The sequence below is a fragment of the Verticiella sediminum genome, from assembly GCF_007558815.1.
Classification (GTDB): Bacteria; Pseudomonadota; Gammaproteobacteria; order Burkholderiales; family Burkholderiaceae_B; genus Verticiella; species Verticiella sediminum.
The window spans coordinates 60152-80720 of the sequence record NZ_VLTJ01000011.1; the positions used below are offsets into that span (position 1 = coordinate 60152).

21 protein-coding genes are annotated in these 20569 nt (G+C 69.6%); 19 read left to right on the forward strand and 2 right to left on the reverse strand.

Going from position 1 to position 20569, the window contains the following annotated elements:
* Positions 1-52 precede the first annotated feature (52 nt).
* From FOZ76_RS06960 to thpD, 5 genes are all read left to right on the forward strand, one after another.
* Complete coding sequence (locus FOZ76_RS06960) at positions 53-589, forward strand: MarR family winged helix-turn-helix transcriptional regulator (protein ID WP_143947423.1); 537 nt, start codon at positions 53-55, stop codon at positions 587-589.
* Positions 586-1104, forward strand: a complete 519-nt coding sequence (gene ectA / locus FOZ76_RS06965) for a diaminobutyrate acetyltransferase (RefSeq protein WP_143947424.1) — start codon at positions 586-588, stop codon at positions 1102-1104. The genes FOZ76_RS06960 and ectA overlap by 4 nt, the downstream gene beginning before the upstream one ends.
* A gap of 145 nt (positions 1105-1249) precedes the next feature.
* A complete protein-coding gene (ectB, locus tag FOZ76_RS06970) occupies positions 1250-2554 on the forward strand; it encodes a diaminobutyrate--2-oxoglutarate transaminase (RefSeq protein ID WP_143947425.1) in 1305 nt (434 codons plus the stop codon).
* A gap of 140 nt (positions 2555-2694) precedes the next feature.
* A complete protein-coding gene (locus FOZ76_RS06975) occupies positions 2695-3117 on the forward strand; it encodes an ectoine synthase (protein ID WP_143947426.1) in 423 nt (140 codons plus the stop codon).
* Positions 3117-4040: an ectoine hydroxylase gene (gene thpD / locus FOZ76_RS06980; RefSeq protein WP_143947427.1), complete on the forward strand. Its 924-nt coding sequence runs from the start codon at positions 3117-3119 to the stop codon at positions 4038-4040. Before FOZ76_RS06975 ends, thpD begins: the two co-directional genes overlap by 1 nt.
* Positions 4041-4157: 117 nt before the next feature.
* Here the strand turns inward: thpD and sugE are convergent, their stop codons facing one another.
* Positions 4158-4475, reverse strand: coding sequence for a quaternary ammonium compound efflux SMR transporter SugE (gene sugE / locus FOZ76_RS06985; RefSeq protein ID WP_143947428.1), 318 nt, complete (start codon positions 4473-4475; stop codon positions 4158-4160).
* A gap of 238 nt (positions 4476-4713) precedes the next feature.
* Here sugE and panD point away from each other — a divergent pair, with 238 nt between their 5' ends.
* The 14 genes from panD (at position 4714) to FOZ76_RS07055 (ending at position 19511) form a co-directional block, all read left to right on the forward strand.
* Positions 4714-5076 carry an aspartate 1-decarboxylase gene (gene panD / locus FOZ76_RS06990; protein WP_143947429.1) on the forward strand — a complete coding sequence of 121 codons (363 nt, stop codon included), beginning with the start codon at positions 4714-4716 and terminating at the stop codon, positions 5074-5076.
* Positions 5077-5226: 150 nt separating this feature from the next.
* Positions 5227-6270: a CDP-6-deoxy-delta-3,4-glucoseen reductase gene (locus FOZ76_RS06995; protein WP_143947430.1), complete on the forward strand. Its 1044-nt coding sequence runs from the start codon at positions 5227-5229 to the stop codon at positions 6268-6270.
* Between the two features lie 102 nt (positions 6271-6372).
* The gene (locus tag FOZ76_RS07000; RefSeq protein ID WP_143947431.1) at positions 6373-7632 is read left to right on the forward strand and encodes a D-amino acid dehydrogenase; all 1260 of its coding nucleotides are present in this window, start codon (positions 6373-6375) and stop codon (positions 7630-7632) included.
* Positions 7633-7699: 67 nt separating this feature from the next.
* Entirely contained in the window at positions 7700-8986 is a 1287-nt protein-coding gene (locus tag FOZ76_RS07005) for an extracellular solute-binding protein (protein WP_143947432.1), read from the forward strand.
* Between the two features lie 5 nt (positions 8987-8991).
* On the forward strand, positions 8992-9753 hold the full coding sequence (gene ugpQ / locus FOZ76_RS07010) for a glycerophosphodiester phosphodiesterase (protein ID WP_143947433.1): 762 nt from the start codon (positions 8992-8994) through the stop codon (positions 9751-9753).
* A 168-nt stretch (positions 9754-9921) separates the two neighbouring features.
* Positions 9922-10797, forward strand: a complete 876-nt coding sequence (locus FOZ76_RS07015) for a TrbG/VirB9 family P-type conjugative transfer protein (RefSeq protein WP_246129328.1) — start codon at positions 9922-9924, stop codon at positions 10795-10797.
* On the forward strand, positions 10794-12404 hold the full coding sequence (locus FOZ76_RS07020) for a hypothetical protein (protein ID WP_143947435.1): 1611 nt from the start codon (positions 10794-10796) through the stop codon (positions 12402-12404). Before FOZ76_RS07015 ends, FOZ76_RS07020 begins: the two co-directional genes overlap by 4 nt.
* Positions 12401-13798, forward strand: coding sequence for a hypothetical protein (locus FOZ76_RS07025; RefSeq protein ID WP_143947436.1), 1398 nt, complete (start codon positions 12401-12403; stop codon positions 13796-13798). The genes FOZ76_RS07020 and FOZ76_RS07025 overlap by 4 nt, the downstream gene beginning before the upstream one ends.
* The gene (locus tag FOZ76_RS07030) at positions 13776-14285 is read left to right on the forward strand and encodes a hypothetical protein (protein ID WP_143947437.1); all 510 of its coding nucleotides are present in this window, start codon (positions 13776-13778) and stop codon (positions 14283-14285) included. The genes FOZ76_RS07025 and FOZ76_RS07030 overlap by 23 nt, the downstream gene beginning before the upstream one ends.
* A gap of 6 nt (positions 14286-14291) precedes the next feature.
* Complete coding sequence (locus tag FOZ76_RS07035) at positions 14292-15995, forward strand: GspE/PulE family protein (protein ID WP_143947438.1); 1704 nt, start codon at positions 14292-14294, stop codon at positions 15993-15995.
* On the forward strand, positions 15992-17122 hold the full coding sequence (locus tag FOZ76_RS07040) for a general secretion pathway protein (protein ID WP_143947439.1): 1131 nt from the start codon (positions 15992-15994) through the stop codon (positions 17120-17122). The genes FOZ76_RS07035 and FOZ76_RS07040 overlap by 4 nt, the downstream gene beginning before the upstream one ends.
* A 50-nt stretch (positions 17123-17172) precedes the next feature.
* Positions 17173-17760, forward strand: a complete 588-nt coding sequence (locus FOZ76_RS07045; protein ID WP_143947440.1) for a type 4 pilus major pilin — start codon at positions 17173-17175, stop codon at positions 17758-17760.
* Between the two features lie 4 nt (positions 17761-17764).
* Positions 17765-18952: a hypothetical protein gene (locus tag FOZ76_RS07050; RefSeq protein WP_143947441.1), complete on the forward strand. Its 1188-nt coding sequence runs from the start codon at positions 17765-17767 to the stop codon at positions 18950-18952.
* Positions 18942-19511, forward strand: a complete 570-nt coding sequence (locus FOZ76_RS07055) for a lytic transglycosylase domain-containing protein (protein ID WP_246129329.1) — start codon at positions 18942-18944, stop codon at positions 19509-19511. The genes FOZ76_RS07050 and FOZ76_RS07055 overlap by 11 nt, the downstream gene beginning before the upstream one ends.
* Here FOZ76_RS07055 and FOZ76_RS07060 read toward each other — a convergent pair.
* Positions 19465-20169 carry a hypothetical protein gene (locus tag FOZ76_RS07060; RefSeq protein WP_143947442.1) on the reverse strand — a complete coding sequence of 235 codons (705 nt, stop codon included), beginning with the start codon at positions 20167-20169 and terminating at the stop codon, positions 19465-19467. The genes FOZ76_RS07055 and FOZ76_RS07060 overlap by 47 nt on opposite strands.
* Positions 20170-20569 lie beyond the last annotated feature (400 nt).

Sequence of the window (20569 nt, forward strand, 5' to 3'; positions counted from 1 at the left end):
CGAAAATCGGCTATGAGCCGATCCTTTCGGTGAACCGCTACCGGGGTTATTCATGAACAATATTCCACTGGCGCAGCAATACGATCTGCGCATCCTCAGGGCGCTGCGCCGCATCACCCGCGCGATCGCCCTGCATTCCAAGCAGCTTGCGGCCTGCAGCCACATCACCGCGCCCCAACTGGTCTGCCTGCATACGGTGATCGCCAACGGCCCGATGACGGCCACCGCGATCAGCCGCGAGATCCACGTCAGCGCCAGTACCGTGGTGGGCATCCTGGACCGGCTCGAAGAGAAGGGCCTGGTGCGCCGCGAGCGCGGCCGCGAGGATCGCCGCACGGTGTTCGTTTCCGCCACCGAGGCGGGCGTGGCCCTGGCCGCCGAAGCCCCGTCTCCGCTGCAGAAGACGCTGGCCGAGGCGCTCAACGAATTGCCGGAACTCGAGCGCGCGACCATCACGCTGTCGCTCGAGCGCATCGTCGATCTCGTCGAGAAGCGTGACTCGGGCGCCGCGCCGGCTGCGGATGCGCACCCGGCCATCCTGGAAGTTCCGCACGGCGACATGCCGGCCGAGTCGGGGTTGGCCGTATGAGTAACGAAAACGCCAAGGCGCAGCCGAACGAAGACATCGTTCTGCGCGCACCCCGGGTCGAGGATGGCGCGGCGGTTGCCGAACTGATCCGGCAGTCGCCCCCGCTCGACGTGAACTCGACTTATGCCTACCTGCTGCTGTGCCATCACTTTGCCGGCACCTGTGTGGTCGCCGAGCTGGAGGGCAGGGTGGTCGGTTTCATTTCCGGCTACCTGCCGCCCGAACAGCCGGAAACGTTCTTCGTATGGCAAGTTGCCGTACATGCCGATGCCCGCGGTCGAGGGCTGGGGCAATCCATGCTGCGACACCTGCTGCAACGCCCGGTGTCGCGCCATGTTCACTTTCTCGAGACCACGGTTTCGCCGTCCAACGCCGCTTCCCGAGGCATGTTCTCGGGGCTGGCCAAGGATCTGGAAACCGACATGAGCGAACAGCCTTTGTTCGATCACACGATGTTCGGCGAGGGTGCCGCTCATGAAGACGAGATGCTTTTGAAAATCGGCCCATTTCACTGAGGCATTCGTGTCGCTCCCTGACCCCAGGGATCGTTACCAATGCTTCTGGTGCCCAGACCGGTCGTATCGACGGGTCTGACCCCGCGATGGGGTGGGCGGACGGCAACGTCCGACCCGGGGGCGCTAACAGAGGAGTACATAGAAGATGGATCTGAAGATCTTTGATCGTCTGGAATCCGAGGTTCGCGGTTACATCCGTTCCTTTCCCGTGGTCTTCAAGCAGGCCAAGGGCGCAACCCTGGTAGACGAAACCGGTCGGGAGTACATCGATTTCTTCGCTGGCGCCGGGACGCTGAACTACGGGCACAACAATCCTCTCTTCAAGCAGAAGCTGGTCGAATACCTGGAATCCGACGGCATCGTGCATGGCCTGGACATGGCCACGGGTGCCAAGCGCACGCTGCTCGAGACCTTCGAACGCGTGCTGCTCAAGCCGCGCAATTGGAAGTACACGTTGCAGTTCACCGGCCCGACCGGCACTAACGCGGTCGAGGCGGCGCTCAAGCTCGCGCGCCAGGTCAAGGGGCGCCCGAACGTCATTTCGTTCACCCACGGCTTTCATGGCCTGAGCGGCGGCTCGCTGGCCGTCACGGCCAACGCCAAGTACCGCGAAGCCGCGGGCGTGAGCCACGCCAACACCGTGTTCATGCCGTATGACGGCTACTTCGGTCCCGATGTCGACACCATCGTGTATCTCGAGCGCATGCTCGAAGACCGCTCCAGCGGCCTGGACAAGCCCGCCGCGGTCATCGTCGAGACGGTGCAGGGAGAAGGCGGCATCAACGTGGCGTCGCTGCGCTGGCTGAAGGAGCTGCAGCGCGTGTGCCGCGCGCACGACATGCTGCTGATCGTCGACGACATCCAGGCCGGCTGCGGCCGCACCGGCAGTTTCTTCAGCTTCGAGCCCGCCGGCATCCAGCCCGACATCATCACGCTGTCCAAGTCGCTCTCCGGCTTCGGCCTGCCGATGTCGCTGGTGCTGATGAAGCCCGAGCTGGACGTCTGGCAGCCCGGCGCGCACACCGGTACGTTCCGCGGCAACAACCTGGCCTTCGTCACGGCCACGGCCGCCCTGGACCACTACTGGACCAACGCCGCGTTCGCCAGCGACACCCAGCGCAAGGAGCGCATCGCCCGCGATCATCTGGAGAACATCGTCCAGAGCTATCCCGGCGCCGGCCTGTCGGTGCGTGGGCGCGGTCTGATGCAGGGGCTGGTCAGCCAGGACCCGACCTTCGCTTCCAAGGTGTCCAAGAAGGCCTTCGAGCAGGGCCTCGTGATCGAGACCTCGGGCGCGAACGACGAAGTCCTCAAGCTCCTGCCGTCGCTCACTATCGAAGACGAGCAGCTCAAGAAGGGGCTGGAGATCATCGATCGCGCAGTGGCCGACGTGCTGGCCGAGCATGACGCCGCCAGCAGCGCCCGCGTGCTGAAGTTCGGCAATCGCTGATTTTCGTCCGCCCGGAACGCCACACATCCGGGCACTTTCCCCTACCGCTCGCGCCGCGCGCCCTTCGGGGCGCGGGCCGCGGCTCGCCTTGTCGCGCCGCGCGAACGGGGAGTGCCCATCAACCATCCAGGAGAAAAAACATGATCGTGCGCAACGTCAAAGACACCATCGGCACCGAGGACGAAGTCGTCACCGACACCTGGCGCAGCCGCCGGGTGCTTCTGAAGAAGGACGGCATGGGTTTTTCGTTCCACGAAACCACCATCTTCCCCGGCACCGAGACCCACATCCATTACCAGAACCACCTCGAGGCCGTGTGGTGCGTCGAGGGTGACGGCGAGATCGAGACCATCGCCGACGGCAAGAAGTACGCGCTCGGCCCGGGCGTGATCTACGCCCTGAACGAGAACGACGAACACTACCTGCGCGGCGGCAAGGAGCCGCTGCGGGTGATCTGCGTGTTCAATCCGCCGCTCACCGGCCGCGAAGTGCATGACGAGAAGGGTGTCTACCCGCTGGTGACGGATGACGAAGAAACCACGTCGAACAAGGAGGCTGCCTGATGATTTCCCCTGCGAAGGATATCTACGCGTCGCGTTCGGATCGCGGCGCCGCCATCATCGCCCGCCAGGACCCTGTGGTCTATCACGGCGGCACCTATGCCAGCGGTGCTTCGGCCGGCCAGATGGCCGACTTCGAGCGCGACGGCTTTCTGATCCTGCCGGAATTCTTCAGTGAGCAGGAAGTGGCCGCGCTGCTGCGGGAAGTCGAGCGTCTGTCGACCGACCCCGCGACCCGCCAGCGCGACGAAGCGATCCGCGAACCGGGCAGCGACGCCGTGCGCTCGATCTTCAAGGTGCACGAGATCAGTCCGGTGCTGCAGCGCCTGGCGGCCGACGCGCGCCTGGCCGACATCGCCCGCCAGATCCTCGGCTCGGAGGTATACATCCACCAGTCGCGCGCCAACCTGAAGCCGGGCTTCAAGGGCAAGGAGTTCTACTGGCATTCGGATTTCGAAACCTGGCACGTCGAAGACGGCATGCCGGCCATGCGCGCGGTGAGCTGCTCGGTGCTGCTTACCGACAATCGCGCCGAGAACGGCCCGCTGATGCTGGTGCCGGGCTCGCATCGCCAGTTCATCTCGTGCATCGGCGAGACGCCCGACGATCACTACAAGGAATCGCTGCGCAAGCAGGAATACGGCGTGCCCGATCCCGTCAGCCTGCAGTTGCTGGTGGAGCAGGGCGGCATCCAGTCGGTCACCGGCAAGGCCGGCACCGTGGTGTTCTTCGATTGCAACACCATGCACGGCTCGAACGGCAACATCACGCCGTGGCCGCGCGCGAACGTCTTCATGGTCTACAACAGCATGGAGAACACGCTGGGCGCGCCCAAGTTCGGCCTCGCGCCGCGTCCCGAGTTCATCGCTACCCGCAAGAAGTTCGAGGCGATCAAGCCTCTGGCGCCGACCAGCCTGAAGCGTTGACGCCAGGATGGCCCCGGCCCCGATCGCGGCCGGGACCGAGCGAAGGCCCCGGGAGCTCAGGCGCCGCGGGGCCTTCGTTGCATGGCGAACCTTCGTTGCGTGGCCGGGGCCGCGGCGTCAGGGCGTGGCGAGTTTCAGGCCGATGAGGCCGGCGACGATCAGCCCGACGCTGAGCACCCGCATGGCCGAGAGCGATTCGTGAAAGAAGATCACGCCGGCGATGAAGGTGCCGACCGCGCCGATGCCGGTCCAGATCGCGTAGGCCGTGCCCAGCGGCAGGACTTTCATCGCCGTCGACAGCAGCCAGAAGCTGACGATCATGCCGGCGATCGTGATGACCGACGGAACGAGGCGCGTGAAGCCGTAGGTGTATTTGAGGCCGATGGCCCAGACGACCTCGAAGAGGCCGGCAAAGAAGAGAATGATCCAGTGCATGGCGATGACTCCGGATGAAGAGCGTCTCGGCGACGCTCGATACGGGGTCGTCCCCAGAAGGCCTGGCGCGGTCCTTGCACCGGCGGTGGGCAGTGTCTGCCAACGACAATGTGTTTCCTGACGCAAGGCCTGGCCGGGTCGTCCCGGCATGCCAGCCAAAAATTATAGAATATCCGCCGCGGGCCGGAAACCTTCGGCTCATCGTGCGGCACGGGCCGCCACCAAGGAGTGATATTCCATGCAACGTGTCATGCTGCGTGCCAAACTGCACCGGGTTACCGTGACGCAGGCCGACTTGAACTACGAAGGTTCATGCGGCATCGACGAAGATCTGCTCGACGCGGCAGACATGAAGGAGTTCGAGCGCATCGAGCTCTACAACGTCAACAATGGCGAGCGTTTCTCTACCTACATCATCAAGGCCCCGCGCGGCAGCGGCGAGATCTCGCTGAACGGCGCCGCGGCGCGCCGCGCGCACCTGGGCGACCTGCTCATCATCTGCACCTACGGCCCCATGTCCGACGCCGAGATCGAGACTCACAAGCCCAAGGTCATCCTGGTGGACGATGCCAACCGCATCAAGGAAATCCGCAAGTTCTGAAAGAATGAGACCCACCCCCTACGCGTTGACGCGCGCCCCCTCGAGGGGGCGGCGCTGGCGGACCGGCGGAGCCGGATCCGCGGCGTCCTGGATCGCATTGCCGCAGTTTTCATGCGTCGCGGATGGCGCGACGCGCGGTCGGGTACTGAGATGAGCCATCGCATCACCGTTCTGCCCTCCAACCACCAGTTCTATGCCGCGCCCGGGGAGTCCATCCTCGATGCGGCGCTCAACGCCGGCGTCACGCTGCCCTACAGTTGCAAGAACGGCGCATGTTCTTCCTGCAAGGGCCGAGTGGTGGACGGCGAGTTCGAGCAATTGCCGCACCAGCCCGGCACCCTGCACCCGGAGGACGCCGCGCAGGGCTACGCCTTGTTCTGCTGCGCCGTACCGCAATCCGATCTCACGGTCGAGGCGCGGGTCGTGCAGGGCATGGACGGGATCGAGATCCGCAAGATGCCGGTGCGCGTGCAGGCGCTCGAACGCCTGGGCGAAGACGTCATGCTGGTGCGCCTGCAGATGCCGGCCAATCAGCGCTTCGTCTTCAATGCCGGCCAGTACCTCGAGCTGATCCTCAAGGACGGCCGCCGGCGCAGCTATTCGATGGCGTCGGCGCCGCACGTGGAAGGCACGGTCGAGTTGCATATCCGCCACATGCCGGGCGGCGCATTCACGGACCGGCTCTTCGGCGCGGCCGAACCGTCGGTCAAGGCGCGCGAGATCCTGCGCTGCGAGGCGCCGCTGGGCTCGTTCTTCCTGCGCGAGGACACCGAGCGGCCGATCGTGCTGCTCGCGAGCGGTACCGGCTTCGCGCCGATCAAGGCGATGGTCGAGCACATGATCCACAAGGGCATGCGCCGCACCGTGCGTCTCTATTGGGGCGGGCGGCGCCCGCGCGATCTCTACCTGGGCGAACTGGCGCAGTCCTGGGCCGGGGACTTGCCCGATTACCACTATGTTCCCGTGGTGTCGGACGCACAGGCCGAAGATGCCTGGACTGGGCGTACGGGTTTCGTGCATCATGCAGTGATGCAGGACATCCCCGATCTGTCGGAACATGAGGTCTACGCCTGTGGCGCACCTGCCATGGTCGAAGCGGCGCGGCGCGATTTCACCGAGCGTTGCGGCCTGCCCACAGAGGCCTTCTTCGCAGACGCTTTCACGTCCGAAGCCGACCTCGCCGCCGCACGCTGATCCGTGCCTGCGCTATCGTTCTTCTTTCGCTAATATTTCCGATCGCACGCGCCCCTGGCCCTGTCCGCATGGCAGGCCGGGGCGCGCCGTTCAGGAGCAAGCATGAAGGTTGTGGTACTGGGTAGCGGCATCATCGGCACGGCAAGTGCCTGGTGGCTGCGGCAGGATGGGCATGAAGTGGAAGTGATCGACCGTGCCGTCGGCCCCGCCCGCGAAACCAGCTTCGCCAATGGTGGCCAGGTCTCGGTTGCCTACGCCGAGCCCTGGGCCACTCCGCAGGCGCCCTGGCGCCTGCTGCAATGGCTGATGCGCGACGACTCCCCGCTGTTGTTCCGGCCGCAGTTCGACTGGCGGCAATGGCAATGGGGGCTGGCCTTCCTGGGCGAATGCCGGCGCTCGCGCCTGGAGCCCAACATCCGCGCGATGCAGCAACTGGCCGAATACAGCCGCCGCACCCTGCAGGAGATGCGGCGCGAACTCGGCATCGACTACGATCATCTCGAGCGCGGCATTCTGACCTTCTACCGCTCGTCCAGCGATTTCGAGACCGCCCAGCAGGCCGCGAGCGTGCTGCGCGATCTCGGCGTCGACCGGCGCATCCTGTCCGCCGACGAGGTGATCCAGACCGAGCCCGCGCTCGCCGGTCAGCGGGCGCGCATCGTGGGTGGTGACTACACCGCGAGCGACGAGAGCGGGGACGTGTTCAAGTTCACCACCGCCCTGGCCGAACGCGGCGCCGCCCAGGGCGTCCGGTTCCGCTACTCGACGCAGGTCATGCGCCTGCTCGCCGAGGGCGGCAGGGTCTACGCCGCCGAGACGATCGGGCCGGACGGGCGCTACGAGCGCGTCCATGGCGATGTCTTCGTGGTGGCCGCGGGCGCCTTCTCAGCGCAGCTCGTGCGCCCGCTGGGCGTGCCGTGCCCGGTCTATCCGGCGAAGGGGTATTCGGCCACGTTCCGCATCCTCGACGCCGCGCGCGCGCCGCGCATGAGCCTGACGGACAGCTCGCGCAAGGTCGTCATCTCGCCGCTGGGCGATCGGCTGCGGGTGGCGGGCACCGCCGAGCTGTCGGGCTACGATCGTGGCCTGAACACCGTGCGCTGCGAAGCCCTGACGCGCATCGCCCAGGAGTGCTTCGGTCCGGACGTCCTCGATCTGTCCGTCCCCAACTACTGGGCGGGCCTGCGCCCGGCCACGCCATCGAGCGTGCCCCTGGTGGGCCGCACCCGCATCGGCAATCTGTATCTGAACACCGGCCACGGCACATTGGGCTGGACCATGGGCCCCGGCTCGGGGCGCATGCTGGCCGACCTGGTCGCCGGACGGCGTCCCGAACCCGCCTTTCCCCATCTTGGCCGCTGAACGCCTTTTCCCTCTTGGCCGCCTCACGGGCGGCCGTTCTTGCTAGACACGGTCCTCAGGAGACAACGTGAAAGCCCTCAAAACCTGCGTCGCCGCCATCGCGGCGGTTCTGTCTTTCGGCGCAGCACACGCCGAGTCCCAGAAGATTCTGGTGTGGCACTCGCTCGATGCCGCCCACAAGGCGATCTTCGAGTCGTTCGTCTCGCAGTTCAACCGGTCGCAGAGCGACGTGGTCGTCGAACTCAGCGCCGCGCCCGACGACAAGGCCATGGCCGCCGGCATGGCCCAGGCGATCAAGGACAAGCGCCTGCCGCACCTGGTCCAGTTGTCCGACGAGTTCGCGCCGGAAACCGTGGCCAAGGACAACCGCGTACTGCCGCTCTACGAGCTGCTGAACAAGTACCCGATCAAGGACGTGCGCTGGTTCCTGCCGCAGACCAGCGGCTACGTGCGCGATGGCCGCGGCCGCCTGCTCGCGCTGCCGCTGATGGCCGAGATCCCGGTGCTGTTCTACAACCGCGACCTCTACAAGAAGGCCGGGCTCAACCCGGACCAGCCGCCGGTCACCTGGCGCGACCTGCAGAACCAACTGATCGCCCTGCAGAATGCCGGCGTGCAATGCCCGTACGCGACCAGCCGCATGGTCTGGGTGCACCAGGAGAACCTCGCCGCCTCGAACAACCAGCCGTTCGCCTCGCGCAACAACGGCCTGGACGGCGGCCGCCCGGACCTGCTGGTCAACAGCCAGCTACACATCCGCCATCTCGCCATGATGACGAGCTGGGTGCGCAGCAGCCTGTTCACCACCGCCACCTTCGAGGACGAGGCCGACAGCACCTTCGCCAATGGCGATTGCGCGGTGCTCTCCTCGGGCACGGGTGCCTGGGCCAAGCTCGATCCGCGCAAGTTCGCGACCGGTGTGGCGCCGCTGCCCCGCTATGTCGAGGCGAGCAAGGAGGGCGGCATGCCGCTCGTGAGCGGTTCGGCGCTCTGGGCCACGTCGGGCCACAGCGCGGCCGAGGACAAGGCAACGGCACAGTTCATCGCCTGGCTGGTCTCGCCCACGGTGGCCGCGCAATGGCACCAGCAGACGGGTTTTCTGCCCTTGACCGAGGCCGCCGCGCGCGCCGCCGACGTGTCGTTCTACAACCGCATCCCCGGCGCGCAGCAGGTCGTGACGCAGATGGACCGCAACCCGAGCGCGAACAGCCGCGGCCTGCGCATTCCGCGCTATCAGGACGTGCTCGCGATCCTGAACGAGGAGACCGCGCTGACCCTGCGCGGCCAGAAGCCGGCGATGCAGGCGCAGTCCGACGCCGTCAAGCGCGCCGCCGCCGTCATGTCCGCGAAGTAAGCCCCATGGCCATCGTCCCGGGCTGGCACTATCCGCGCTATGTCGCCCATCGGGGCGGGGGCGTTCTTGCCCCCGAGAACACCCTGGCCGGCATGCGCGCGGCCCAGGCGCACGGCTATGCCGGCGTGGAGTTCGACGTCATGCTGGCCGCCGACGGGGTGCCCGTGCTGATGCACGATCCCGAATTCGGCCGCACCATCGCCGGCCGGGGCGCAGTGGCGCTCACGCCGTCCGAGGTGCTGGTGCGTCTGGACGCGGGGGCATGGAAGGGCGAGGCCTTCGTGGGCGAACCCGTCCCGCTGTTCGCCGACGCGGCGTACTGGCTGATCCAGGCCGGTATCTGGATGAACGTCGAGATCAAGCCCGCTCCCGGGTACGAAATCGTCACCGGACGGGTCACGGCCGAGTACACGGCCCGCGCTTGGGCCCGGCGCGAGCCCGGCACGCCGGCGTCGCCCGCGCCCTTGTTGTCGTCGTTTTCCGAGGACGCTTTGCGCGCGGCGGCCGCCGCGCGGCCGGAACTCGCCCGGGCCATGCTCTGGCAGCGCGTGCCGGCCGATTGGCTCGCACGCGTCCGGGATCTCGGCTGCGTCGCCGTGCATTGCGATCATCGCCGGCTGGACGCGCCCACCGCGCGCGCCATCAAGGCCGCCGGCTATGGCCTGATGTGCTACACGGTCAACGAACCCGCGCGCGCCCAGGAGATCTTCGCCTGGGGCGTCGACGCCATCTGCACCGATCGCCTGGATCTCTTCGCAGGCCGCTGACCGGCTGGCGTGGCTGGCGCGCTGCGCAGCGCAGGTGCGCAGCATCCGCATCCTTACGTAGTTCCCGATATTGGCGCGCACCGGTGCGCCCGGCACGATGTCTTCCATTGCCCCATCGCACGGGGCCAGGGAGGCGGCATGTCGGGCAGGGTGGCAGGATGGCGTGGCTTGGGTTGCTGGCTGTTGGGCGCCTGCGTAGGGTCCGGCGCGGCGCAGGCTTACGATTTCGCCTATCAGTTGTCCGGTGATCGCCGGGTCGCGCCGGTCCAGGTGTTCGACGACGGCGCCAGCACCTGGCTGCAGTTCACGCCCGGCCAGGCCCTGCCGGCGATCTTCGATCTGGGCCGCGAGGGCCAGGCCGGCAGCCTGCTGAGCTATGTGCAGCAGGGGCCCTACGTGGTGCTCAACGGCACCACCGGCGGCTTTCTGTTGCGCATCGGCGATGTCACGGCGCGCGCCGAGTACCGCGGCGGCCAGCCCCGCAAGGGCATCGTCGCGGACCAGCCCAGCCCGTCCACGCAGTGGGTGGATACGCCGCCGGCCCCGCTGCCGGCACGAGGGCGTGCCGGCAGCGCTGGCGAGGACATCCAGGCGGCGGGATTCCGTGTCTCCAGCGCCGAGCGGGCCGTGAGCGTGGCCACTGTGAATGTCGGCGCGCCGGGCGGGCCCGCGGCGCCCGCCGCCGAGACGCCGCCGGCCGGCCCGCAGGCCATGACGGACTCCTCGCCGGCACCGGTGCTGGAGTTCGACGCGGCGCTGTCGGAAGGCAACATGCGGCGGGTGCTCGAACGCTGGTCGCGACAGGCCGGCTGGATGTTCGGCCCGGAGCACTGGACCGTCGATGTTGACATTCCCCTGGTCGGTGCGGCGAGCTTCGGCGCGGACTTTCGCAACGCGGTACGTGGCCTGCTGTCGGCCACCGAACTCACCGAGCGGCCGCTGCAACCGTGCTTCTACGCCAATCGCGTGGTGCGCGTGGTCGCCTACACCCAACCCTGCGACGTCACCCTGGCGCCGGGCGGCGATGCGGTGCGGGCATCATGAGGCGCGTGCGTCTGGTGGCCGGCTGGGCCTTGGCCGCCTCGTTCGCGTCGGGTTGCGCTGTCTTCGAGCATAGCGAGCGCATCCGCGACGCTGCCCATCGGCGCGCCATCGAGAACCGGCAGGCGCAGCAGCAGTTCGGCGCGGCCATGACGGACGCGGAGGCGCGCCGCCGTGCGCAGGAGGTCGCGCGGCCATGGCTGGCCGGCCGGCCCCAGCCGCTGGCGCGCGAGTTGACGCTGCCAGCCGCCCTGCGGCGCGATGTCGACACCACCTTGCTGTTTCCGGACCGCCAGGTGGTGCTGCCCATGCTGGCCGAGCGCATCACCCTGGCCACGGGCATCCCAGTGCGCGTGCAGCCCGACGCTCTGCTGCCGCAGGAGCGCTTCGCGCCCAGGCTGGACGAGACGGGCGCGCCACCGCAGGACGCGGTGCCGGCGCCCTGGACCTACACGCTGCCACAGGGTGCCCAGCCGCTGCCGCGTCTGCTCGACATGGTCGCCGCGCGCCTGGGCGTGGCCTGGCGCTATGCCGACGGCGAGCTCGAGATCTTCCGTACCCGCAGCCAGGTCTTCAATGTCCGCGCCTTGCTCGCACGCGCATCGGCGCGGGCCAGCCTGGGCCGTACGGCGAACGCGACGCAAGGCGCCTTCGAGTCGGCCTCCGGCACCGAGCTCGCCCTGGCGGGCGAGGACCTGCTCGGCGCGATCGCCCATCGCATCGAGCCGCTGCTCACGCAGGCCGGCCGGCTGGCCGCGCAGGCCGATGGCTCCAGCCTGGTCGTGGTCACCGACACGCCGGCCGCGCTGCTGCGTGTCGGTGCGCTGCTCGAGCGCGAGAACCGTACGCTGATGCGGCGCGTGCGGCTGGTGTTCGAAGAGGTTTCGGTGGTTCTGCGCGACGACGCCGAGGCTGGCATCGATTGGAACCTGGTCTACGCCGCCGCGCGCGCGGGCGGCGCCGTGGGCGCACCTGCGCTGCTGGCCGATGCCGCCGCGGGCAGCTTGGCGGGCCAGCTCGAGGGTGGCCCGTGGGCAGGTTCCAGCGCCATCGTCCGCGCATTGAGCGAGCTCGGGGTCGTGACTCGCCACACCAGTGTGCCGCTGCTCACCCTCAATCGCCAGCCCGTCACCCATGCGGTACGCACGACCTTCAGTTGGATCGACGAAGTCAAGACCACGGCCCTGTCCACCGTCGGCGACGGCGGCGCCGTGGGCGCCTTGCCCAGCGTGTCCGTGAGCCAGAAAGCCGAGACCGTCGGGCAGTTCCTCACCCTCATCCCGGATGCGCAGGACGACGGTCAGGTGCTGCTGTCCATCGCCTACGACAGCACGGTCGCCCAGCCCCTGCGCAGCGTGAACTTCGGCTCCGGCGACAACGCCGTGCAGATCCAGCAGCTCACGGTCGACGGCAGCGGAACGGTCCAGCAGGTCGCGCTGCGGCCCGGCCAGCCCCTGATCGTCTCAGGCTTCGAGCGCCATGCCGAGCAGAGCAACGGCCGCCGGCTCGACCGCGACGCACCGTGGCTGCTCGGTGGCTCTCAACGATCCAGCACGACGCGCGAAACCACCGTCGTGATCCTGACCGCGTTCGCGGAGGAGGGGGCATGAGCGCCCCCGCCCCCGCTGCCGGCGGCACCGCGAGCGCCGGCGCCGCGACGGTTCCCCATCTGACCACGGCGAGCGCCGGTGCGCGGACGATCGGTCTCGCGCTGGGCGTGTCCTGGCAGGCCATTCTCGGCGCCGATCTGCGCGGCCAGGCGCTGCGCAGGGCACGGCAGGCCGGAGCGACGCACTGGGTGCACGCGGGCGGGCGCGCCGAATCGGTGGGCACGGCCCGCCTGTCGGGCAGCCTGTCGCGGCTGGAGTGCCATGCCGCCGCACAGATCTGGGCCGCCGATGCGGGCGCCGGCACGCACGCCGGCGCATGGCGCGTCGGCCCATGGGTCTGGCTGGTGCTCGCGCGCGACGGCCAGGTGGTCGCGGGCAGCGATCAACTGCTCGATGCCGAGGCGGCGGCCCGGGCGCTGGGCGCGGCGCACGCGCGCTTCGGCGCCGGCCTCGCATGGCATGCCGGCGCGCAGGGCTGGGCGCAGGGCGGCGATCTGTCCATCTGCCCGGCCGCGGATCTCGCCGCGCTTGCCGCACGCGCAGGCGCACACAGCGTGCTGCAGGCGCGCCGCAGTGCGCGCACCGGCTGGCGCCTCTGGGCGTTGGCGGCCGTCGTCGTGGCGGCGTTGGCGGTGGGCTTCGTCGCGCAGCGCGGCGCGGCGTCGCAGGCGGCGCTGCCGCCGCCCGCGCCCGCGCTCGAGGAAGATGCGAGATACGTGCGCGAAGCCTGGGATCTGGCCTATGCACGGTTGGCGCGCTCGTCCAGCATGCCGGGCAGCGCCGCGCTCAGGCTCGCCTGGGAGGCGGTCGGCGAACTGCCGCTGCTGCCGGTGGGCTGGATGCTGGCGGGGGCAAGCTGCGCCTGGCAGGCCGGCGGCTGGACCTGCGAAGCGAGCTACCGGCGTACCGCGGGGGGCGGGCTGGCGGTGGATCTCGCCGCCGCCCTGCCCAGCGCCTGGTATCCGGGCTGGCCCTCGCTGGATGTCGCCATGGCCTCGCGCAATGTGGGCGTCGAGGTGCCCACATTGCGGCTGGGCGCCTTGCCGCGCATGCAGCCCGGCGCGATCGAGGACGCCGACGCCTTGCAGCGCATGCGCGCCGCTTTCGTCGATGTCCAGCTCGGGCCGCCGCAGCCGGTGGCGGTACACGCGCCCATGACCCCGGAAGGCGTGGGCCTGCCGCGCCCCGAAGGCTTGCCGGGGTTGTACATGCGCAGCCTGCGCCTGCGTGGTCCCTGGCGTTCGGCCCCGTTGCTCGACGCCGTGCTGCACGAGCGTGTTGCCTGGCGGCGCCTCGCGTTGCAGATCGATCCGGCCGCGCGACCCGGACTGGCGGAAAGCGCGGCCATGGCCGATATCGAAGGAGTCGTCTATGAAACGCAACAGCATGATTGATCTGACCAAGGCGGCGCGGCTCGTCCTGGCGGGTGTGGGATTCCTCGCGGCGCCTGCGGCATGGGCCCATGGACAGGCGGCCTGGCATGCCGAAGCGCAGACGGTGCAGGCGCTGCTGCAGGCCGAGCGCGACCGCCTGCCGGGAGCGCCGCACGCGCACGCCGGTAGCGCGGCACAGCAGGCCCCGGCCCGCGTGCTGCCGGGGGAGACACTCACGCTGGTCGAGCTCTACGGCGTGGGCACCCAGCTCACCGCGGTGGTGCTGGTCGACGGCGTGCGCAAGGAGTATCGCCCGGGTGCGAGCCTGCCGTATGGCGGGCGCGGGGCGTCCGAGTACCGGCTGCTCGGCATCGTCCAGGGCTGCGCGCTGCTGCGCCGCGGCGCCGGCGCGGTGCGTACCGTCTGCCACCGGCCCGCGCCGGCCGCGCCTGTCGTGGATGTCCACGCGCGCGACGTGCTGGGCGCGGCCCTGCCGCGCGCGGAGTGAGCGGCCATGGCGCTGAACTTCGGCCGGCGCGCCGATGCCCCGCTGCCCAGCCTCGCGCACCCAGAGGTCGTGCGGCGACGCGTGCTGCGCGTGGACAGCCAGAGCGAGCTCGCGCGATTGCCGCAGCCCCTGCGGCGCGTGCTGCGCGACGACTTCGACGTTGGCGCGAGCAGCAATCGCTTCTGTCCCATGCAGTACGAGGATGGCAGCGTGGTCATCGCAACGCTCGAGGCATACCAGGACAGCGACCAGGTGGACGAGCTGGAGCGCATGGTCGTGCGCCGGCGCTACCGCCTGGCCGAACCCTCGCGTCTGGTGGTGCCCGCCACGCTGCTGCTCGCGCTGGTGCGCAGCCAGGTGGGCAGCGGCGGGCCGGGGCTGCCACGTACGCCAGGTTCGGCATCGGCGATGGCCGATGCCTTTCACGACATGGTCGCCTGGGGACTGCAGCACGATGCGAGCGACCTGCACGTCAACCTGCGCATGCACGCTGCCGAGTCCGAGGTCCGCTACACCGTGGCCGGGCGCTACGTGGCGCCGGCGCGCTTCGCGCGGATGCCGACGGTGACGCTGATGGAGATTCTGTCGGTGGCCTGGATGGACGTGCAGGGCGGCAACGGCGCGGTGTTCGATCCGCTGATCGAACAGCAGGGCCGCATCGCGCTGGAGATCGGAGGACGGCCCGTCATGCTGCGCTGGGCCTCGCTGGCCGCCGACAGCGGCGCCTCGGTCTGCCTGCGCATCCTGCGGCTGGACGCCCGGGTCGAGGCGTCGTTCGCGGCGCTGGGTTACCTGCCCGAGCAGATCGCCACGCTGGATCGGGCCCGGCTCACCGATGGCGGCGCGATCGTCGTCGCCGGTGTCGTCGGCTCCGGAAAATCCACCACCATCGCGGCGATGATGAGCATGATCCCGTCCACCCGCAAGGTCATCACGCTGGAAGACCCGGTCGAGTACCTGATTCCCGGCGCCCTGCAGAACAGCGTGGTGCGGACACTCGACGCCGAACGCCAGGACGCCTTCGACGCCAAGCTGCGCACGGTCAAGCGCTCGGCCATGCACGATCTTCTGGTCGGCGAGGTGCGCGACACGCAGACCGGCCGTGCCTTCATGGATCTCGCCGGCAGCGGCATCAGCCTCTACACCACCGTGCATGCTGGCGCGGCCATGCTCATCCCGGACCGGCTGGCGTCCGACTTCATCGGTGTCTCCAGGGACTTTCTCGCAACGCCGGGCATTCTCAAGCTGCTGGTGTACCAGGCGTTGCTGCCCAAATTGTGCAGCCATTGCGCCGAGCCGCTGTCGGCCTGGAGCGCGGCCGATCCGGACCGCTGGGGCGCCTACCGGGATCGCATCGAATCGGCTTGCGGATGCAGCAGCACGTCCGTGCGCATGCGCAGCGTAGCGGGCTGCGCGCATTGCCGGGCGCGCCGCATGCCGGAGCTCTACGGGCTGGACGGGCGCACCGTGGTGGCCGAGATGATCGAACCCGCCGCGGACGATGTCTTTCTCGCCAACCTGCGCCGCGCGGACAACGTGCGGCAGCGGCGCCACCTCGCCAGCCAGCGCAGCGCCCCGTACAACGCGCCGGGCATGCGCGGCAAGACGGCGATGGAGTGCGGGCTCTACAAGTGCCTGCAGGGAGAGCTCGATCCGCGCGACCTGCAAGCCCGCTTCGGTGCGTTTGCCGCCGACGGGTGTGCGCCATGAGGGCCGGCCAGCACGGGCAGTGGCCGCGCCGGCGCGGCCGCGTGCAGCGGCTGGCGCTCGGGCTGGCCTTTCGCGGCGGCCGGGCCGACTACTACGACTACCTGTCCGCGCTGCTGATCCAGGCAGACGGCCGCAAGTCGCTGCGCGACATCTTCGAGGACGACGCGCGCCGCCACGGCACGGCGTCGGTCCGCGGGCGCCTCTGCGCGATCTGGGCCGAGCGCTATCGGGAGCATGGTGGCGATCTTGCCGCTACTTTCGAGGGCAGCCTGCCGCGCGACGACCTGGCACTGGTGCGCGCCGCGCAGTTGGCCGGCGCCAACGCGCTGGGCAGCGCGCTTGCCGACGTGGCGGCCACGGTGCGGCTGCTCGAACAGGGCGCGCGTGGGTTCGCCTCGGCGATGGCGGCCGCCGTGCTGGCCATGGGCGTGCTGTGCGCCTTGCTACTCGCGGTGCCGCATTTCACCGTCCCCACCCTGCGCGCGACCTTCGAGACGGTGCCGCCCGCGTTCTGGGGGCCGCGCGCGGTCGCTCTGTTCGAACTCGCTGCGTGGCTGCGCTCCGGCCTGCCGGCCGTGCTCGCGGCCATCGTGCTCGCGGGCTGCGCCGTCGCGTGGTCCTTCGGCGGCCTGACCGGCCGCGTGCGCACCGTGCTCGATCGCTGCTCCGTGTGGCGGGTGTACCGCGATTTCCACTGCGTGAGATTCCTCGCACTGCTCAGCACGATGCTGCGCCAGCGTGGCAATGTAGGGACATCGCTGCGCAATGCGCTGCTGGCTCAGGTGCCCGGCGCGAACGCGTGGAAGAGCTGGCACCTGAACCGCATGCTCGAACGGGTGGACGACGGCCTCGTCGGCGCCGAGACCTTCGCTACCGGGCTGCTCGAGCGCAGCACCGGCTGGTTCCTCGCCGACATGATCGCGATCCACGGCGTGGACCAGGGCCTGGCGCGCACGCGCGAACGCATCGAGTCCACGGTGCTGCGGCACTTGCTGCGCCGCGCCGCCGTCCTGCGCTGGGCCATGCTGCTCGCCGCGGTCGGGGGCACGCTGGCCATGGTGGGCTGGCACTTCGCGGCGATCGACGAGCTGCGCCGCGGCATGCAGACGTACTACGCCACGGCCTGACGCAGGCGCGCCAGGGTGGCTGGGTTCAATCCAACGGAAGGAGCACAACGATGGCAAGGCGAGTGTGCAGTTCGGCCCGACGCAGGCAGGTCGGGTTCAGTCTGGTAGAGGTGTCGATCGTGACGGCCATCGTGCTGATCGTCTCCATCCTCGGCATACCGGCGATCAACAGCTACGTCATCGAGAACAAGGTGCCCAAGGTGGCCGGCGAACTCCAGCGCTACGTGGCGCGCACCAAGGCCAACGGGCAGGGCGTGACGTCGCCCTATACCGGGATCGACACCGGCAATCTCGCCCGGGCCATGCGCAATTCCAGCATCCTCGCGGTGGACGCGGACAGCCTGGCGCGCGTGGCGCACGGTCTGGGGGGCAACGGCACGTCCAGCGGGCTCATCGCCGTGGCGGCGGGCAACGGCGGCGCGTCCTTCACGGTCACGCTGGACGACGTCAACGATGCGGCCTGCCCGGGGCTCGCCTCGATGATGCAGCGCGTGGCGCAGCGCATCGAAGTGACCGGCGGGTCGGCCGCGGTCGTCAAGGACGCACTGTCCGCGCCGGCGGTCGCCTATTCGGCACTTGCCGCCGAGTCCGCCTGCAGCAATGGCGACACCAATCAGTTTGCCTTCACGATATGGTGAGCGCATGCGTGTCGCGCATCCGAAGTCGGTCCGGGGCTATCTGCTGGTCGAGGTGGCGATCGCGGCGATGCTGCTCGCCATGGGCGCCGTCTGGTATGCATCGGCTTCCGCGGACGCCACACGCGACGCGGGCGCGCAGAGCACGGGGCGGCTCCTGCTGGTCGCGCGTGGCGCGCTGCAGCGCCTAATGGTGGAACATTACGACTGGCTGCTCGGCTACGAGGGCGCCGCTGAGCCGCCCGACTGGCTGGCGCAGCCCTTGCCCCTGGATGTCGACGCCGCACCTCTGCTGCAGGCCGAGGATGCCGTGCTCGAGGCGGGAGAGCCCAGGCGCCCGGCCTATGGGGCCTCGCTGCGCATCCGCCTGTGGCGCGAGCACGAATGCCCGGGGCCGGCCTGCCGTTTGCGCGCGCTGGTCTATACGGCCGAGCCGGTGCGTGCCGAAGCCGCGCTCGACTACAGTCCGGAACTGGTGGGCGCGATCATGTTGTCCACCGATGGCTACGGCGGACATGCACCGCCGGGCGTGCCGGAGCGTTTGCGGGGCGCTCTGTTCGACGCCGCCAACCCGGTCGGTGCGGTTGCGGGAATCGTGGCGGTGAGCGCCGACCTGGACGCCACGCCCTTTCACCAGTTCGTGCGCCATGGCGACGATCGGCCGGTGCGCCTGCGCAACCGGCTGGAGGTCGACGGGCTGCTGGTCGCGGGCAGCGGCGTGCAACTGCCCACCGGGGTCGAGCCCGGCGCGGCCTGCCCGGGCGAGGGTGTCTATGCCCGTTCCGCCCGCGGGGCGCTGGCCGTTTGCACGGTGGGGGTCTGGTTCGAGATCGGCCGCTATGTCGTGCAGGGCGAGGCTGGCGGGCTGCGCAGCGGCGAGCCCGTGCCGGAGCCTTCCTGCCCACCGGGCACCACGCCCTTCACGCGGCTGGGGCTGCAGGCGCTGGATCACCGCATCGCAGGCGGCGACATCGACGTGCGGGGCGACCTGCGCGGCACGGTCTCGGGGACGGGTTCGGTCAATGCCGCGGGCGCCGTCAGCGTGACCGGCGCTTTCGCCGGCTCGGTGCAAAGCGGGGCCGGCAGCTACGTGCAGGTCCGCATCCGTCCGTCCCTGCTGGATGGGCGGGTGCACGTGGACGGCGGCCCGGACAACCTGGTTCATGCGTTGTGGGGGTGCCGCCATGATGGCTGAGGCGGGGCGCCGGCGATGGCGCGGTGCGATGGGCCGCAGCGCCGGTCTGTGGCTGGGCGCGTTGGCCTGCGCGGCGGCGGCCCAGGCGCCGCACCCGTCGCCGCTGCCGCCGGGCGGCGTGCCGACTCATGCCGATGTCGAGGCCTGCCTGCGCTCGGCGGCGCGTCACCATGGCGTGGACGCGGCCCTGTTGCGGGCGATCGCGCAGGTGGAGTCCGGGCTGAACGTGCGGGCGATCAACCGCAGCAACCGCAACGGCTCGCGCGATCTGGGGCTGATGCAGATCAATTCTGCCTGGCTGCCCGTGCTGGCGCGCCACGGGGTGCGCGAGGCCCAGCTCTACGAGCCCTGCGTCTCGGCGCATGTGGGAGCCTGGATCCTGGCGGCGAACATCGCCCGGCACGGGCCGGTCTGGCGTGCGGTGGGCGCCTACAACGCGATCAGTCCCGCGCGCCAGCTCGTCTATGTGCGCAAGGTGCGGGCGCAGCTCGCGCGGGCCGGGGCGAGCCCGGTCAGCGCTGCCCGCCCATCCCGGAGATCAGGCCTTGCAGATCGTTGAGCGAGGGAAGCTGCATGGGCGCGCCCGGCAGCGCGAAGCGCTCGGCCGGCGGCGCGCCGCGTTCCAGGCTGGCCAGGCGGTAGTGCTGACCGAAGCCGAGCAGGCCGCGATTCTGTTTGTCCAGCTCGGCGAGCAGGGCGCGCGCGCCCTGGGTGTCGACGCCGGTGCGCTGCTGGAAGTCGATGGCGGCCTGGCCCACGGCGCGCGTGAGCGTCACGACGTCGGGGTCGGTGGACAGCACCACGTTCTCGGTGCGGTTGCGTCCGCTGCGGTCGATATAGTTCACCGCGTATTGTTCGCCGCGGATGCCGGCCACGGTCTCGCTCCTGCCGGTCGGTTCGAGCGACAGCAGTTGCTGGATGTCTTCGCTGCCGGTGGCGAACTGGCGATTGCCGCCGCCGCTGAGCAGGCCGATGACGGCGTTGCCGCTCACCACGACGGGCTGGTTGCCGACGGAGGAGACGGCGTAGAGCACGCCGTCGCGCGACAGCAGATAGATGCCGCGGCGCTGACTGTCTTCCAGCCGCAGGTTGCGTTGATCGAAATCCACGCTGTAGGTGCGCTGGTTTTCTCCCTGGATGACGGCCTGGCCGGCCGCGCCGGCGACCAGTGGCAGGCAGAGCAGGGAAAAGAGGGTAAGACGGGCAACGAGTGGCATGAAGAACTCCGACGTTCTGAGGCTCGGGCAGCAATCTGTTGTTGCAGTTCGGCAGCCGGGCTGCCGGGCCGGCGACCGCTCGCCGCCGAATGCGGGCAGTCGTGGCGAACAGGTGCGATCGATGATGGGCCGGGCGGTGAGGCCGTACCGGGCCGGACCCCGCCTGCTGGCGGCAGCGGCGGCTCGCTGCGCGAGCGCATGAGGCCGGCGCGGGCACATCGAAGCTCGATGTTAACGGGCAGCCGGCACAGGGCAAGGCCCAGATGTTCCCGGATGCAAGCGGGGGGGCTTCGGCGGTCCGGGCCGGCCATGCCGCTGCGGTGTCCTTGGGACGCCGGCGTAGGCCGGCCGTGGGCGCCGGGGCGCCGTCCGAATCCCGTAAAATGCGGCTGCGCGCGGT

What these genes read in the sequence shown, in the direction of transcription:
- FOZ76_RS06960 (WP_143947423.1), top strand. Translation starts at nt 53, where the DNA reads ATGAACAATATTCCACTGGCGCAGCAATACGATCTGCGCATCCTCAGG.
- ectA (WP_143947424.1), top strand. Translation starts at nt 586, where the DNA reads ATGAGTAACGAAAACGCCAAGGCGCAGCCGAACGAAGACATCGTTCTG.
- ectB (WP_143947425.1), top strand. Translation starts at nt 1,250, where the DNA reads ATGGATCTGAAGATCTTTGATCGTCTGGAATCCGAGGTTCGCGGTTAC.
- FOZ76_RS06975 (WP_143947426.1), top strand. Translation starts at nt 2,695, where the DNA reads ATGATCGTGCGCAACGTCAAAGACACCATCGGCACCGAGGACGAAGTC.
- thpD (WP_143947427.1), top strand. Translation starts at nt 3,117, where the DNA reads ATGATTTCCCCTGCGAAGGATATCTACGCGTCGCGTTCGGATCGCGGC.
- sugE (WP_143947428.1), bottom strand. Translation starts at nt 4,475, where the DNA reads ATGCACTGGATCATTCTCTTCTTTGCCGGCCTCTTCGAGGTCGTCTGG.
- panD (WP_143947429.1), top strand. Translation starts at nt 4,714, where the DNA reads ATGCAACGTGTCATGCTGCGTGCCAAACTGCACCGGGTTACCGTGACG.
- FOZ76_RS06995 (WP_143947430.1), top strand. Translation starts at nt 5,227, where the DNA reads ATGAGCCATCGCATCACCGTTCTGCCCTCCAACCACCAGTTCTATGCC.
- FOZ76_RS07000 (WP_143947431.1), top strand. Translation starts at nt 6,373, where the DNA reads ATGAAGGTTGTGGTACTGGGTAGCGGCATCATCGGCACGGCAAGTGCC.
- ugpQ (WP_143947433.1), top strand. Translation starts at nt 8,992, where the DNA reads ATGGCCATCGTCCCGGGCTGGCACTATCCGCGCTATGTCGCCCATCGG.
- FOZ76_RS07020 (WP_143947435.1), top strand. Translation starts at nt 10,794, where the DNA reads ATGAGGCGCGTGCGTCTGGTGGCCGGCTGGGCCTTGGCCGCCTCGTTC.
- FOZ76_RS07025 (WP_143947436.1), top strand. Translation starts at nt 12,401, where the DNA reads ATGAGCGCCCCCGCCCCCGCTGCCGGCGGCACCGCGAGCGCCGGCGCC.
- FOZ76_RS07030 (WP_143947437.1), top strand. Translation starts at nt 13,776, where the DNA reads ATGAAACGCAACAGCATGATTGATCTGACCAAGGCGGCGCGGCTCGTC.
- FOZ76_RS07035 (WP_143947438.1), top strand. Translation starts at nt 14,292, where the DNA reads ATGGCGCTGAACTTCGGCCGGCGCGCCGATGCCCCGCTGCCCAGCCTC.
- FOZ76_RS07040 (WP_143947439.1), top strand. Translation starts at nt 15,992, where the DNA reads ATGAGGGCCGGCCAGCACGGGCAGTGGCCGCGCCGGCGCGGCCGCGTG.
- FOZ76_RS07045 (WP_143947440.1), top strand. Translation starts at nt 17,173, where the DNA reads ATGGCAAGGCGAGTGTGCAGTTCGGCCCGACGCAGGCAGGTCGGGTTC.
- FOZ76_RS07050 (WP_143947441.1), top strand. Translation starts at nt 17,765, where the DNA reads ATGCGTGTCGCGCATCCGAAGTCGGTCCGGGGCTATCTGCTGGTCGAG.
- FOZ76_RS07055 (WP_246129329.1), top strand. Translation starts at nt 18,942, where the DNA reads ATGATGGCTGAGGCGGGGCGCCGGCGATGGCGCGGTGCGATGGGCCGC.
- FOZ76_RS07060 (WP_143947442.1), bottom strand. Translation starts at nt 20,169, where the DNA reads ATGCCACTCGTTGCCCGTCTTACCCTCTTTTCCCTGCTCTGCCTGCCA.